The sequence below is a fragment of the Kitasatospora purpeofusca genome, assembly GCF_000718025.1.
GTDB classification, from domain to species: Bacteria; Actinomycetota; Actinomycetes; order Streptomycetales; family Streptomycetaceae; genus Kitasatospora; species Kitasatospora purpeofusca.
In genome coordinates this window covers 122,102-135,617 of the sequence record NZ_JODS01000019.1, presented here as the reverse complement: position 1 = coordinate 135,617, position 13,516 = coordinate 122,102, and the positions used below count along the sequence as shown (strand labels likewise).

Here is a 13,516-nt window from a genome sequence, read left to right as displayed (position 1 = left end):
CTCAGCGGTCAGGCCCCCACCCTGCGCATACCGCATACCACCGGCATACCGCAGGGATCACTACCTGTCACCACCGACAACAGAACGAAAACCTCAGTAGCTGCGCCCACACGGAGCGGTAGTCATCGCCGTCGTTGTGCGCGCCCCACGAGTCGGCCAGGGCGTCGACCAGCGTGAGACCGCGGCCGAAATCGGCGGCCTCGTCGGGGGCCCGGAGACCGGGGACGGCACCCTGGCCTCCTTCGTCGGCGACGTCGATCCAGACAGTGGTGGACGAGCGCCGGATCTCGACCCACACCGATCCGCCCAGGCGGCCGGACCTGCTGTGGAGAACGGAGTTGGTCACGAGCTCGGAGACGATCAGTTCGGCGTCCGCGACCCGGGGGTGGTCATCACCGAGGGCTTCGCGGACCAGCTTGCGGGCCGCACCCGCGGACTCGGGGACTCCGGGGAAGCGAGCGATCCATGGCATGGGGGTGCCCCTCTGCTTCTCTGTGGCGCGATCAGTCGGATACTTTGCGTGAAGCTCGGATTCGAGCTTGAAAGCTCGGGTTCGAGCTTGTCAAGCTGATGTGAGAAAACGTGAGATAGGGGCGCTCGTGCGAGAGTTGGGACGACCGGCGTATCTGCGGCTGGCGGATGTCTTGCGCGCCGAGATCGTTTCGGGCGAACGGGCGCCGGGCTCGCGGATGCCGAGCATCGCGGAGCTGTGCCGTGACCACGGGGTCTCGGAGCAACCGGTCAGGCAGGCCCTCCGGGTGCTGACCGCCGAGGGGTTGGTCGAGGGGCGCCCTGGCTCGGGGACCTATGTGCGCGTCCGGCCGGTACCGGCGCGGATGGCACGCGGGCGCTACCACGCGGCTGGCAGCCCGTTCGCCGCGGAGAGCCGCGCCCGCGGGGTCGAGCCGTCGTGGTCGTGCGACTCCCAGAAGACGTACGCGACCGCCGCCCTGGCTCTCCGGCTCGGCATCCCGGAGGGCGATCCGGTGATGCAGAGCCAGTACGTCTTCCGCGCCGACGGCGAACCGACCCAACTGTCGACCAGCTGGGAACCGATGGCGGTCACCGGCGGGACGGCCGTCGTGCTGCCCGAGAACGGCCCGCTGGCCGGTTCCGGGGTGGTGGCGCGGATGTCCGCCATCGGCATCGCGGTCACGCGGGTGACCGAGGACGTGTCCGCCAGGCCGGTCCTTGAGATCGAGGCGGAGCCGCTCGGCATCCCGCTGGGCTCGACCGTGCTCGCGATAGAACGCAGCCACTGGGCAGGCGAGTTGGCGGTCGAGACGGCGGACATCGTGCTTACCGCCGACCGGTTCCGCCTCTCGTACGAGATCGACATCCCGCCCTTTCGGGCCTGATCCGGGACGACAGTGCCGAGTGCACCTGACGGCCAGTCAAGATCTCTGTATATCCCCCTAGACAGTCGAGCGGGCGACGCTCTACCTTGTTGTCTACCCCCCTAGACGGCAATCTCGGGGCGGTCGGCTTCCGACTGTCCAGGGGGGTAGACAGGAGAGATCCTCATGGCCATCCGTGGTGCGATCCCCGTCCGTTTCGAGGACGTCTTCCCCGCCGGCGCGTTCGCCGTCTCGGTCGAGCCGGTCGCCGACTTCGAGGCGAGCAAGAGCGGCACGAAGGTGCAGGCGCGCGACAAGTCGACCGGGCACCCGCTCTGGGTCGTCTCGGTGGTCGACCCGGACCCGGAGGCGCGCGACACCTCCGCCCGCGTCAAGGTCGTGGCCCCGGTCCTTCCGGTGCTGCCGGACGCAGCTCCGGGCCTGCCCTTCCGGCCGGTCGAGTTCGACGGCCTGACCGTGACGGCCTACGTCAACAACAGCGGCCGGGTCGCCTACTCGTTCAAGGCCACCGACGTCAGGGCGCCCGCCCCGGCCCGCTCCTCCGCGAAGTCCGCGGCCTGACCCCGGCTTCGCCCGTCCTGGCGCGCAGCTGCACGTCGGCTCGCGCGCCGGGCGGCGCCACCCATCCCCCTCGCGGTGTGAACTGAGGTGAAACACAGACATGTTCAAGTTGAGCAGCACCCTCAAGTCCGTACTCCTGGCCCTACTGGCCGCCTTGATCGACTACTCGTGGGTCGTGGCCCACCTCGGCCCGACCGCCGGGTTGCTGGTGATCGCGGTCCTCGTCGCCGGTCCGGTCGGCAGGCTGGTGTACCGGGCGAAGTCCTTGCGCTCGCGGATCCGGCGCGGCTGGCCGGAGTTGAGCTACTCCCTGGGGCTGTGGCAGCAGGCACCGCTGCCCCGCTTCGACGCCCCGTACGAGTACGTGTGGCCGCGCATCGCGCGGATGCGCAAGCACCCCGGCGGCCTGGACGTCCTGATCGGGTTGCTGCCGGGACAGGTCCCCGAACAGGTCGCCCAGCACGCGCACGGGATCGCGCACGCCTGGCGCGTCCACCGGGTGGAAGTGACCAGCCCCCGTCGTGGGGCCGTGGTCCTGCGGGCGTGGACCTTCGACCCGCTCGCCAAGCCGTTCACGTCCGCCAGCCGCACTCCCAGGCCGGTGCGGCGCACGTTCGGCAGCTGGCTAAGGGGGTGGTTCGGTCGGGTCCGGGCGCTGGCCCGGAGGTGCCGGTTTCGCCTTCGCGGCGTGGCGGTCGGAACGCGGAAGGCCGCCGCGTCCGTCTGGGCGGCTTCGGCATCTGGCCTTCCGGGCGCTGGCGGCAGTCCTGAGGCTGGTCCGCCGAGCACAGCGGCACCTGGCGGAGATCGCGGCGGAGGTGGAGCTGAGGCCGAACCGCTCGGCCAAGTCCCGTGGCGGTCGGTGAGGATCGGCGCCCAGGAGGACGGCAAGCCCTGGCAGCTGCGACTGCACGGCACCCATGTCCTGGTCGCCGGGGTCACCGGCTCCGGAAAGGGATCCGTCCTGTGGGGTGTGGTCCGGGAGCTGCTGCCCGGAGTGTCCGCCGGCCTGGTGGAGATCTGGGCGCTGGACCCGAAGCGCATGGAACTGTCCTTCGGTGCGGCCCTGTTCACCAGGTACACCAGCGACCCCGAGGTCATGGTCGAGCTGCTCGAATCGGCCGTCGACCGGATGCAGGAACGCGCCCTGGCCTTCGCCGGTCGCTTCCGGGCCCACGTCCCCACTGCGGCTTCGCCGTTCGTCGTCGTCATGGTCGACGAACTCGCCTTCCTCACCGCCTACCAGCCCGACCGGGACCTCCGGCGCCGTGCCGAGGCGGCGATCGCGACCCTGACCAGCCAGGGCCGCTCGGTCGGCTTCTGCCTCGTCGGTGCCCTCCAGGACCCGCGCAAGGAAGTCATGAACCTCCGCAACCTGTTCCCCGACCGGATCGCCCTGCGCATGGACGAAGCCGCGCAGGTGGACATGGTCCTCGGCAGCGGCGCCCGCGACCGGGGCGCGTACGCGGACCTGATCTCGCCCGACCCCACGACCGGCGCGGGCGTCGGCTATGTCCGCAACGAAGGCAGCCCGACCCCGGTCCGCGTGCGGGCGGCCTACGTCTCCGACGCCGAGATCGAGGCCCTGGTCGCCCGGTACGACAACCAGTCCGTCTACAGGGCGTCTAGCCCCCTGGACAACAGCGTGGACACGTCCTCGGAAGGTGGTGCACAGCCGTGATCGTCACCGGCTCGCTCGTCCTGTTCCTCGGCGCACTGATCGCCGTCCTCCTCCGGCACCAGGCCCTGAAGGCCACGCACCTGATCCTCTGCGGCGTCTTCGGCTTCCTCCTCGCCGAGACCGGCGCCTCCTCCCTGATCAAGCACCTGCTCGCCTGGCTCACCAAGACCCTCGCCACCATCCACCCCTGACCGGAGGTACCGCCATGACCCACCGCCGCCTGCCCACCGCCGCCAACTACCCCGTCCCCACGCCGGCGAACGGCCAGGATCCGCGCTTCACCCGCGGCCTGCTCTTCGACATCGCCCGCCGGATCGAGGACGCCGGCTTCCCGCCCATCACCACCGGCCACGACCTGGTCCGCCTGATGGAGACCCTCTACGTCTTCTGCTACTCGGAAGACCGCTGATGACCGGAAACACCCACGCGGAACGGGCCCGGATGCCCCTGGCCCGTTCCGTGCTCCGCCAGGTCGCCGAGGAACACGGCGTCTGCGTCCGGCCGGTGGCTCTGCGCCGCACCGACACCGCCACCGGCCACACCGAGCTCGTCGACATCCCCTGCGGTGCCACCCGCGCGAGCCTCTGCCCCAGCTGCGCCGAACGCAAGCGCCGCCTGCGCGCCGCCCAGTGCCGCGAAGGCTGGCACCTCACCGAGGAACCCGTCCTCGAACCCGACCCCGCCACCGCCGCGCAGCAGTACCTCACCGAACTGCGGGCCGACCTGACCAAGGCCCACACCGAGGCCACCGGAGCGGAGGCCGACGAACTCGCCTCGCTGCTCGTCGAGATCGACACCGAACTCGACGAGACCGGCGTCCGCGGCACCCTCGCCCCCGCCCCGGCCGCCCGCCGGGTCCGCTCCACCCGACGCCGGCAGGACACCAGCGACTTGCCCCGCCGCCCGGTCGAGAACCGCACACTCGGCAAGGCGTACACCACGCCCGACGGCCGGACCTTCCGCCCCTCGCTGTTCCTGACCCTCACCCTGCCCTCGTACGGACGCGTCCGCTCCGACGGCACCCCCGTCGACCCGACCACCTACGACTACCGCCGGGCCGCACGGGACGCCCTCCACTTCCCCAAGCTGATCGACCGGTTCGTCCAGAACCTGCGCCGCTTCGTCGGCCACGACGTCCAGTACTTCGCCGTCGTCGAACCTCAGCGCCGTCTCGCCCCGCACCTGCACCTCGCCCTGCGGGGCACTGTCTCCCGCGCCGAACTGCGCCAGGTCGTCGCCGCCACCTACCACCAGGTCTGGTGGCCGCCCGCCGACCACCCGGTCCACGCTCCCGACGCGCCGCCGCACTGGTCACCCGAACACGGCGCCTTCCTCGACCCGACCACCCACGAACCGCTGCCCACCTGGGACGACGCCCTCGACCAACTCGACGACGAACCCGAAGCCCAGCCCGCGCACGTACTCCGCTTCGGCCCCCAGCTCGACGCCCAAGGCGTCCTCGTCGGCTCACCGCAGGCCGCCCGCTGCGTCCGCTACCTGACCAAGTACCTCACCAAGTCCGTCGCCGAGTGCCACACCCCGACCGGCACGACCGAGAGCGACCACGTCGACCGCCTCGCCGCCGAACTCCGCCACGAACCCTGCTCACCGACGTGCGCCAACTGGCTCCTCCACGGCATCCAGCCCAAGAACGCACACCCCGCCCTGCGCCCCGGCGCCTGCCGCTCCCGCGCCCACAAACGCGAACACCTCGGCTACGGCGGCCGCCGGGTCCTCGTCTCCCGCAAATGGTCCGGCAAGACCCTCACCGACCACCGCACCGAACGTCGCACCTGGGTCCTCGACGTCCTTGGCGACACCGCCGCCCGCACCGAAACCCACCGCTACCTCTGGGAACCTGTGCGCCCGGGGGACCCCGATATGTCGCCCCTTGCGACCCGGCTCCTGCGGGCCGTCGCCGAACGCGTCCGCTGGCGACAGGCCCTGGACGAAGCCCTGGCCCGCGCCGAAGGACCCCTCTCCCCCGCATCCGCGGTCACACCCGAAGGGAAGGCAGCATGACATCCCCGGACCCCCTCCTGACCACCGCCCAGGCGGCCGAACTGCTCGGCACCACTGAACGCTTCCCTCGACGGCTGATCGCGGAGCGACGCATCGCCTTCGTGAAGGTCGGACGCCACGTCCGCATCCCGGCGTCGGCCCTGGCCGAGTACATCGCTGCCCGCACGGTCCAGCCGGTCAGCCGGACCCGTCAGCTGCGGAGGGCCGCCTGATGGCCAACGCCAAGGGAAACCGCCGGCGCTTCGGGTCGCTCCGCCAACAGCCCTCCGGGCGCTGGCAGATCCGCTACCCGGACCCGGCCACCGGGCTGATGCGCAGCGGAGAGGAGACCTACCCGACCAAGACCGATGCCGAGATCGCGCTCACGCTCATCGAGGCGGACATCAAGCGCGACAAGTGGACCGACCCCGACGCCGGGAAGGCCAAGCTCGGCGACTTCGCCGCCACCTGGCTGCGGGACCGCAAGCTGGAGGAGAGCACCCGCGAGCGGTCCGCGATCACCCTCCGCCAGTACATCCAGCCCGGCCTGGGCCACCGGACGCTCGCCGAGATCACCCCGGCCCGGGTGCGGTCCTGGCGGTCCGCGCTACTGGAGGACGGGGCCGGCGAGCCCTCGGTGGTCAAGGCGTACCAGCTGCTGCGGGCCATCATGAACACCGCCCTCGACGACGAGTTGATCCAGCGCAACCCGTGCCGGATCAAGGGCGCTGACACCTACGACGTGCCGGAGCGACCCGTCCTCTCCGTCACCGAGGTGTTCGCCGTCGCCGAGGCCATCGGTTCGCGGTGGAGGGTCCTGGTGCTGCTGACCGCGTTCACCACGCTCCGCTTCGGCGAACTGGCCGCGCTCCGCCGACGGGACGTCGACCTCGCGAACCGACTCGTCCGGGTGCAGCGCAACCAGGCGGAGCTGAACAGCGGACGCCTCTACGACAAGGCGCCCAAGAGCCGCGCGGGCTTCCGGCCGGTGGCCTTCCCCGCCGAGATCGTCGACGACCTGGCCCACCACCTCGACCGCTACGCCGGCCCCGGACCGGACGGCCACCTCTTCATCGGCCCTCGCGGCGGGAAGCTCCGCCGCAGCAACTTCCGGGACGACTGGATCCGCGCCCGCACCGCCGCTGGGGTGAGTGAGGATGCCCACTTCCACGACCTGCGGCACACCGGCAACACCCTCGCCTCCCAGAACGGGGCCAGCACCCGGGAACTCATGACCAGGATGGGCCACAGCAGCACCCGGGCTGCGCTGATCTACCAGCACATGACCAGCGACCGGGATCGCGCCATCGCCGATCGGATGGGGGCCGCGGTCAGGGAGGCACTCGGCGAGCCGGGGGCTTCTGGCGCGGGGTAACGCGGGACGAGTAGGGCACCGAAACTCAGGGGCCAGTTCGGGCAGATCCTGCCTCCGAGCTGGCCCTTCTCATTCTGTGGGCGCGGATGGTTCCGATCCGCCGACATCTGCTGCGGGCAGAACTACATGCCACGACTGCCGCGTCCTGTTTTGGACCCCGATGACTGGCGGACTGCGAGATCTGCCAAGGATGCAACTCAGAACGTCGGGATGCGTTGGTCCGCGCCGGCGTTGGAACGCCCTTTTTCTGCGTCTCGCTGACCACTGAGCGCGACATCACTAGCATGTGGGTGCGCGCGACGGATGCAGAGATCAACGCACCTGCAGAGCACCGCACTTCTGCGCACTTGCGGCCGACATGACACCGACCGCCTGACCGTGATGCTGCCATCGAAGGACCGGAATGGCCGATCAGCCCACTCCATACCCGTACGGGCCTCCCGCGCCTGCGGACGAAGCGCCGCTCTTCCGTTGGATACGACATAACCCGAGGCCCGCCGTCGCGATAGGGACGACCACGCTGCTCGTTCTGGCGGCTGTCGTTGCCAGCACTACGGCTTCCGACGACCTCGACCTTACCGAGTACGACGCGAGCGGCGACGTGGTCGGTGTGAGCTGTAGAAGCAGCGCTGAGTACACCGCTGGAATTCTCATGGAGTGGACTGGGTGCACCGCGAGCATTCACAACACCACCGGCCGCATGCAGGCATACACGCTCTACGTAGGATGCCGAACCTTCGCCGGCTCTGCACCAGACGCAGTGCATGATCTCCAGTACGTCGCCCCTGACCCGAACCCGAGTAGTCAGTTCGTCGAACTGAGCCGGTTTGCGAGCCAGGTCACCTTCGGTCCGAAAGACTGCAAACTCATTTCGGCGACACGGCGAAACGTCCGTCCTGGCGAGCTCCAGCGAGCCACTTTCCAGTAAGGCGCAGCCTGCCATTGTGCTCCGGGGCCGCTGACTGGGAGCTGCTAGCCGGGATAGGCCACTGCCGCGCTTGGGCGACGGCAAACCCGCAATGACCGCGACGGAACGATCGCCAATCGGAGGGGCAGCGACCAGAGAGGCGCTCGGCCGGCCAGGAGCATCTGGCACGGGGGTGGCACGCGAGGGGTAGGACCCCAGAAACGATCAAGGGCCAGTTCGGGAGGATCCTGCCTCCGAACTGGCCCTTCTCCGCTGTGGGCGCGGACGGTTTCGAACCGCCGACATCTGCTTTGTAAGAGCAGCGCTCTACCACTGAGCTACGCGCCCCCCGTCGGGCGGGTCCCGGGGTGGGGCGCACGACGAGTGCCTAGGGTACCTGGTCCCGGGGGGTGGTGTGGTGCGGGTGGTGGGGCGGTGGGGCGGGTGGGGTGCCGGGTCCGGGGGGTGATCGGGAAGAATGGGGGTGGATCAGCGGTCGGGAACCAGGGAGCGCGCAGTGAGGGTGGCCGGCGGAGGCGGGCGGGGGCGACGGCGGGGGCCGGGGAGCGCGGTGGCCGAGGCGCTGGTGCTGCCGGTGGTGGTCGCGGGGGCGTTGGGGGCCGCGGGGGCGGCGTCGTTCGGGGCCGGCGGGGGCTGGTGGGGGCGGCGCGGCGGTGACGGCATGCGGGCGGACGCCCGGGCGGCCAGGGACGCGGCGCAGCAGGCGTTCTACGACGTGGACTCGACCCAGCGCGAGGTGCGGCTGGCGGTGGAGACGGTGCGTTCGGTCGGGGACAGCGCGACGGCCCGGCGGGCGGTCGCGGACTTCGAGGCGATCTCGGGCCGGGTCGACCAGGTGACCGTGAACTACCTGTCCGCCCTGGACGCGCACGACCTGGACGCGGAGGAGCTGGAGTCCGGTGCGGCCGCGCGGGCCAAGCACCAGCTGGACGATGTGAAGGGCCAGCTCGGTTCGGCGCTGTCGGAGCTGAACGACTTCCTGCGCAGGCTGCAGCCGACGCTGGAGCGGGCCGAGTCGCAGCTGATGCGGGTGGCGCCGGCGGTGGAGCAGGCCAAGCGGGCGCTGCTGGACGCCAGTAACGCGCTGGACGTGGCGCGCGGCGCCGGGCTGCGGGCGGACGGGCCGGCGGCGCGGCTGGCCGAGCTGGCGCCGGAGCTGGGGCGGCTGAACGAGGGGGTGGCCCGGCACGGGGTGCCGGACACGCTGGAGCGCGCGGAGCGGGTGAAGGAGCGCGCGGAGGCGATCGCGGCGGAGGTCGGGCACCTGCCGGAGCGGGCCCGGGAGATCGACCGGCGGGTGGCCAGTCTGCGGACCAGGATCCAGGCGCTGGAGACCAAGGCCGGTACGGTGCCGCCGGCGCTGAGCGAGTTGCGCCGGCGGTTCTCGGCGGCGTGCTGGCAGGACCTCCAGCGGGTGCCGGACCAGGTGGCGGAGGCCGGGCGGGCCGCCGAGGGCAAGCTGGCCGAGGCGGCGCGGGCCCGGGACGAGCAGCGGTGGGCGGATGCCACGGGGGCGCTGGGGACGGTGCGCGCGCTGCTGGACACGGCGGACGGGTCGGTGGTCGCGGTGAACGAGCGGCTGCGGCAGCTGAACGAGGTGCAGATCGACCCGAACAAGGAGGTCGAGCGGGCCCGGTTCGCGCTGCGGGACGCCCAGCGGCTGGCGATGGCCGGGCGGCACGCGCCGGATCCGCGGCACGCCGCGCCGCTGGACGCGGCGGTGGCCCGGCTGGACCGCGCGGTGGCCGAGCTGGAGGCGGCCGGGCGGCATCCGGACTACTGGCGGTTCCTGACCGAGTTGGCGGCGGTGCGGGAGTCGGCGGCGAACGTGGTGGAGCTGATCCGCGGCGAGCTCGGGGGACAGAAGTAGGCATCGGGGGCGCGAAGGGTTCGACCTGCGGTGGCCCGGATACGCTGGCGGGTATGCCTCGTTATGACTTCCGCTGCCGCTCCTGCGGCGCCACGTTCGAGCTCCGCCGCGCGATGGCGCAGGCCAACGACCCCGCGGTCTGCCCGCAGGGCCACCCGGACACCGTGAAGCTGCTGTCGACCGTCGCCGTGACCGGTGCGGCCGCCGGCGGCGCCGCGCCGCAGCAGGCCCCGTCGGCCGGTGGCGGCGGGGGGTGCTGCGGCGGCGGCTGCTGCGGCTAGCCGGAAGCCGGGCGCTCTCCGGGGCCTAGGCGCCGAGCGCCGGAGCCGGGGCCGGGACCGGAGTCCCGACCTCGCCCCGGACCCGGGCCAGGAAGCGGCGGGCGATCTCCTCGCCCGCCGCGACGCCGATCTCGTCGAGGGCGATGACCCCGGGCGCCGTCCAGCCGGTGTCGGCCAGTTCGCCATGGCCGGGGCGCCAGCCGGCGTCGGCGGCGAGCAGCAGGTCGGCGTCGAGCAGCGAGTCCCCGGCGGACAGCACCGTGGACGGGCCGACCCGCCGGACGACCTCCGCCAGCGCCGCGCTCTTGCTGAGCGGCGCCGGCACCGCGTACACCTTGCGGCCCTGGAGCGAGACGGTCCAGCCGCGTTCGGCGCACCAGCCGGTGAGTTCGGCGATCCAGCCGGCCGGCAGTTCGGCGCGCTCGACGACCAGGTAGGCGAACAGCTCGTCGGCGACCCGCCGCTTGTGGGTCCACTCGGGGTCGGCGCAGAGGGCCAGGTGCTCGACCACCTCGGCCAGCGGCGCCGCCCCCTCGGCCAGCCGGCCGGCCATCTCGGTCTGCCAGTCCTCGTCCGGCACGCCGTCGACGAGCAGTCGGCCGCCGTTGGCGCAGATCGCGTAGGGCGGGACCCAACCGGGCGTCGGACCGGGCAGGTTGACCCGCTCGTACTGGGCCCGGGTGCGGGTGGTGGCGGGGACGAGCACGGCCTCGCGGGCGAGTTCGACGAGCAGCGCGGCGGCCTGCTCGGTCATGAAGGACAGCGCCTTGCCGTCGTGCACCTCGACGGAGAGCAGGCGCGGCGCGAGCCGGTCCGGCACGTCCAGGGCGAGGGCCCGGTTGGAGTAGATCAGGGTGCGGTCGAGGTCGCTCGCGACGACGAAGCGCGGTGCTCCGGCGGAGCGCGATACGTCGGCGGAGCCGCCGTCCGGGCGTGCGTGACCACTCATCGGGCTCAGGACTCCTTGGTGAGGACGGCCGTGCCGGAGGCGCCGGTCGCCCCCCGGGTGTAGCGGGGGTGGATGAGGCCGACGCAGGAGTACGGCAGGTCGTCCACCTCCTCGACCGGCACTCCCCGCTGGGCGGCGAGCAGCCGGACGTGGTCGAGGTCGGCGCCGGCGCCGCGCCGGGCGAGCACCCGCCAGGGGACGCGGCGCAGCATGACCCGGGTGGTCTCGCCGACGCCGGGCTTGACCAGGTTGACGCTGTCGATGCCGTACTCGGTGCTGATCCGCTCGACGGCGGCCCAGCCGGCCCAGTCGGGGGCGCGCTCCTCGGCGTGCTCGGGGGCGAGGAACCGGTCGGCGGCGGCGAGGGCCTCGGCCCGGACGTCGGCGAAGTGGTCGGCGACGGTGTCCAGGAAGGCGCCGGAGACGTCGGCGCCGGCCAGCTCGGTGTAGTGCTTGGCGCCGTGGAAGTCGTCCGGGCCGATCAGGTCGGAGCGCAGCACGGTGCGCGAGACCAGGCCGGAGACGGTCGAGTTGAGGCAGGCGGAGGGGATCAGGAAGTCGTCCCGGGTGCCGAAGGTGCGCACGCAGCGGCCGGGGTCGGCGAGGACGGCGAGGTCCGGGTCGAAGCCGGTCCCGGCGAGGGCCTCGGCGAGTTCGCGGGTGATCGCGCCCTTGCCGGTCCAGCCGTCGACGAACACCACGTCGGCGGCCCGGTGGTGGGCGTCGAGGTAGCGCAGGGCGGCCGGGTCGATGCCGCGGCCGCGGACGATCGAGACGGCGTAGTGCGGGGCGTCGAGGCCGTGTCCGGCGGCGAGCCAGCGGCGGATCAGGATGCCGACCGGCGTCCCGGCGCGGGCCAGCGAGGCGAGCACCAGGCCGGGGCCGCGCTCGCGCAGCAGGGTCTCGGCGACGGTGCCGACGGCGAGCGCGATCCGGCGGGCGGAGACCCGCAGCGCCTGGTGGAACAGCTCCTGGTACTCGGGGCTCGGCTGGTACTCGACCGGCAGCGACTCGGCGTAGTGGGCGCCGCCGCTCTGCACGGCCTCCTCGCGCTCCTCGGTGGGTGCCTCCAGGTCGACGCCGGTGAGGTCCTTGAGCAGCCAGGCCACTTCGTCGGCGCGGTAGGAGGAGAACTCGGGGCCGTACAGCGGACGTGCCGGGGCCGCCGGGCCGGCGGGGGCGCTCGGCCGGTGGGACGGCAGGACGGCGAGCACCACCCGGTCGGTGACCCGGCGCAGCTGGCCGAGCAGGGCGCGCTCGCCCTCGTGCAGGGCGGGGGTGTCGGCGGTGTCGTCGACCACCAGCACCACGGTGCCGAAGCGGCGGGCCGGGTCGGCTCCGGGGGCGACGTTGTAGGCGTAGCGCTCGCGGGAGGAGTCGTCGGCCGGGTCGTCGTGGGCGGGGAAGGCCAGCCGGGTGCGGATGGCGTAGCCGGGGTCGTCGACGGCGAGGACGGGCGAGCGGGTGGTGGTGGAGTAGTGGACGCGGTCGGTGCCGCCGGGCAGCCGCTCGGCGAGGGCGTCGGCCAGCCGCAGCGGCGCGTACATCAGCTCCTCGAAGCCGAGCACCAGTACCCGTCCGTCACTGTCCCCGGGCTCGACCGCGGCCGCCAGCTGCTCGGCCAGACCGGGCAGCGCCGCCTCCAGCCGCGCCCGGTGCTCCCGGGTGAACCCGTGCCGTCCGCCGTCGGGCAGCCCGGTCGGCCAGTCCAGGTCGACCCGCACCAGCGGGGCGGCCGGGGCGGCCGGCGGCTCGGGCGCGGGACCGGCCTCGGCGATCAGCCGCTCGGCCCGGTCCAGGACGTCGGCGGGCAGTTCGACGCCGCCGTCGGCCAGCGCCACCAGGTCCAGCCGGACGCCGAGTTCGGCCGCGGTGTCGGCGAGCCGCCGCCGGTCGGCCGGGCCGCGCAGGTCGACCAGCGCGACCACCACGTAGTGCTCGCGCGGGTGGTTGGCGTGCAGTTCACGGATGGTGTTGAGCACGGTGGTGCCGGTCGAGAACTCGTCGTCCACCAGCACCAGCGGGCCGTCACCGGCGAGCAGCCCGGGGTCCGCGGGCAGCAGCAGGTGGGAGGTGGCGTGCGAGTGCTCCTCCTCGAAGCCGCCGACCGGGGTGAGGCCGGGCACCGGGCGGCGGGTGGAGTGCAGGTAGGGGGCGTCCAGGCCGTCGGCGACGCTGTGGCCGAGGCCGGTGGCGGTCTCCGCGTAGCCGAGGACGACGGCGCGGTCGGCGCTCTCCTCGGGGAGCGACGCCAGCAGGTCGCGGACCCGGCGGCCGAGCTCCAGGCCGGCGCCGTGCACCACCGCGGGCCGCTGCGGGACGTGCTTGCCGAGCACGGTGGAGACCAGCAGGTGGGCCCGCTTGCGGTTCTCCCGCAGGGCGAGGCCGACCAGCTCGGGGAGGCGCTCGGAGCCGGTCAGCGCGACGCCCGCCCGCTCGGCCACCCAGCGTCCGGTCCACTCCCCCGCTCCCGCGGGTCCCTCGGCGCTCGCCCCGAGGGGCCCGCCGACCC

Annotated in this window: 13 protein-coding genes and 1 tRNA gene; 10 read left to right on the top strand and 4 right to left on the bottom strand. The window is 72.8% G+C overall.

Annotation, left to right across the window (positions count from 1 at the left end; genetic code table 11):
* Positions 1–67: 67 nt before the first annotated feature.
* Complete coding sequence (locus tag IF01_RS0125490; RefSeq protein WP_037781100.1) at positions 68–472, bottom strand: ATP-binding protein; 405 nt, start codon at positions 470–472, stop codon at positions 68–70.
* 100 nt (positions 473–572) lie between these two features.
* On the opposite strand from IF01_RS0125490, the gene IF01_RS0125485 reads away from it, so the two are divergent.
* The 8 genes from IF01_RS0125485 to IF01_RS0125450 all read left to right on the top strand — a co-directional run bounded on the left by IF01_RS0125485 (position 573) and on the right by IF01_RS0125450 (position 6,976).
* Complete coding sequence (locus tag IF01_RS0125485) at positions 573–1,358, top strand: GntR family transcriptional regulator (protein ID WP_244215625.1); 786 nt, start codon at positions 573–575, stop codon at positions 1,356–1,358.
* 165 nt (positions 1,359–1,523) lie between these two features.
* Entirely contained in the window at positions 1,524–1,919 is a 396-nt protein-coding gene (locus IF01_RS0125480; protein WP_030395871.1) for a hypothetical protein, read from the top strand.
* A 100-nt stretch (positions 1,920–2,019) separates the two neighbouring features.
* Positions 2,020–3,600 (top strand): FtsK/SpoIIIE domain-containing protein, encoded by a 1,581-nt coding sequence (locus tag IF01_RS44250; protein WP_051756190.1) that lies wholly within the window; start codon positions 2,020–2,022, stop codon positions 3,598–3,600.
* Entirely contained in the window at positions 3,597–3,791 is a 195-nt protein-coding gene (locus IF01_RS48495) for a hypothetical protein (RefSeq protein ID WP_030395869.1), read from the top strand. The genes IF01_RS44250 and IF01_RS48495 overlap by 4 nt, the downstream gene beginning before the upstream one ends.
* Positions 3,792–3,805: 14 nt before the next feature.
* Positions 3,806–4,009, top strand: coding sequence for a hypothetical protein (locus tag IF01_RS0125465; RefSeq protein WP_030395868.1), 204 nt, complete (start codon positions 3,806–3,808; stop codon positions 4,007–4,009).
* On the top strand, positions 4,009–5,622 hold the full coding sequence (locus IF01_RS0125460; RefSeq protein WP_051756187.1) for a replication initiator: 1,614 nt from the start codon (positions 4,009–4,011) through the stop codon (positions 5,620–5,622). Before IF01_RS0125465 ends, IF01_RS0125460 begins: the two co-directional genes overlap by 1 nt.
* The gene (locus IF01_RS0125455) at positions 5,619–5,834 is read left to right on the top strand and encodes an excisionase family DNA-binding protein (protein WP_030395866.1); all 216 of its coding nucleotides are present in this window, start codon (positions 5,619–5,621) and stop codon (positions 5,832–5,834) included. Before IF01_RS0125460 ends, IF01_RS0125455 begins: the two co-directional genes overlap by 4 nt.
* Positions 5,834–6,976 carry a tyrosine-type recombinase/integrase gene (locus IF01_RS0125450; protein ID WP_030395865.1) on the top strand — a complete coding sequence of 381 codons (1,143 nt, stop codon included), beginning with the start codon at positions 5,834–5,836 and terminating at the stop codon, positions 6,974–6,976. Before IF01_RS0125455 ends, IF01_RS0125450 begins: the two co-directional genes overlap by 1 nt.
* Positions 6,977–8,159: 1,183 nt before the next feature.
* On the opposite strand, the gene IF01_RS0125445 is transcribed toward IF01_RS0125450, so the two are convergent.
* A tRNA-Val gene (locus IF01_RS0125445) sits at positions 8,160–8,231 on the bottom strand.
* A 223-nt stretch (positions 8,232–8,454) separates the two neighbouring features.
* On the opposite strand from IF01_RS0125445, the gene IF01_RS0125440 reads away from it, so the two are divergent.
* Together IF01_RS0125440 and IF01_RS0125435 are read left to right on the top strand one after the other, a co-directional pair.
* Positions 8,455–9,774 (top strand): hypothetical protein, encoded by a 1,320-nt coding sequence (locus IF01_RS0125440; RefSeq protein WP_244215624.1) that lies wholly within the window; start codon positions 8,455–8,457, stop codon positions 9,772–9,774.
* A 53-nt stretch (positions 9,775–9,827) separates the two neighbouring features.
* On the top strand, positions 9,828–10,055 hold the full coding sequence (locus IF01_RS0125435; RefSeq protein ID WP_030395863.1) for an FmdB family zinc ribbon protein: 228 nt from the start codon (positions 9,828–9,830) through the stop codon (positions 10,053–10,055).
* 25 nt (positions 10,056–10,080) lie between these two features.
* Here IF01_RS0125435 and IF01_RS0125430 read toward each other — a convergent pair whose 3' ends face one another.
* Both IF01_RS0125430 and IF01_RS0125425 read right to left on the bottom strand, forming a co-directional pair.
* Positions 10,081–11,004 (bottom strand): HAD family hydrolase, encoded by a 924-nt coding sequence (locus IF01_RS0125430; RefSeq protein ID WP_244215623.1) that lies wholly within the window; start codon positions 11,002–11,004, stop codon positions 10,081–10,083.
* Between the two features lie 5 nt (positions 11,005–11,009).
* The gene (locus IF01_RS0125425; protein WP_030395861.1) at positions 11,010–13,448 is read right to left on the bottom strand and encodes a phosphoribosyltransferase; all 2,439 of its coding nucleotides are present in this window, start codon (positions 13,446–13,448) and stop codon (positions 11,010–11,012) included.
* Positions 13,449–13,516: the final 68 nt, after the last annotated feature.

Bases quoted from the DNA above. Each gene is read 5' to 3' on its own strand.
- IF01_RS0125460 (WP_051756187.1), top strand. From the start codon at position 4,009: ATGACCGGAAACACCCACGCGGAACGGGCCCGGATGCCCCTGGCCCGT.
- IF01_RS0125490 (WP_037781100.1), bottom strand. From the start codon at position 472: ATGCCATGGATCGCTCGCTTCCCCGGAGTCCCCGAGTCCGCGGGTGCG.
- IF01_RS0125430 (WP_244215623.1), bottom strand. From the start codon at position 11,004: ATGAGTGGTCACGCACGCCCGGACGGCGGCTCCGCCGACGTATCGCGC.
- IF01_RS0125455 (WP_030395866.1), top strand. From the start codon at position 5,619: ATGACATCCCCGGACCCCCTCCTGACCACCGCCCAGGCGGCCGAACTG.
- IF01_RS0125450 (WP_030395865.1), top strand. From the start codon at position 5,834: ATGGCCAACGCCAAGGGAAACCGCCGGCGCTTCGGGTCGCTCCGCCAA.
- IF01_RS0125465 (WP_030395868.1), top strand. From the start codon at position 3,806: ATGACCCACCGCCGCCTGCCCACCGCCGCCAACTACCCCGTCCCCACG.
- IF01_RS0125435 (WP_030395863.1), top strand. From the start codon at position 9,828: ATGCCTCGTTATGACTTCCGCTGCCGCTCCTGCGGCGCCACGTTCGAG.
- IF01_RS0125480 (WP_030395871.1), top strand. From the start codon at position 1,524: ATGGCCATCCGTGGTGCGATCCCCGTCCGTTTCGAGGACGTCTTCCCC.
- IF01_RS44250 (WP_051756190.1), top strand. From the start codon at position 2,020: ATGTTCAAGTTGAGCAGCACCCTCAAGTCCGTACTCCTGGCCCTACTG.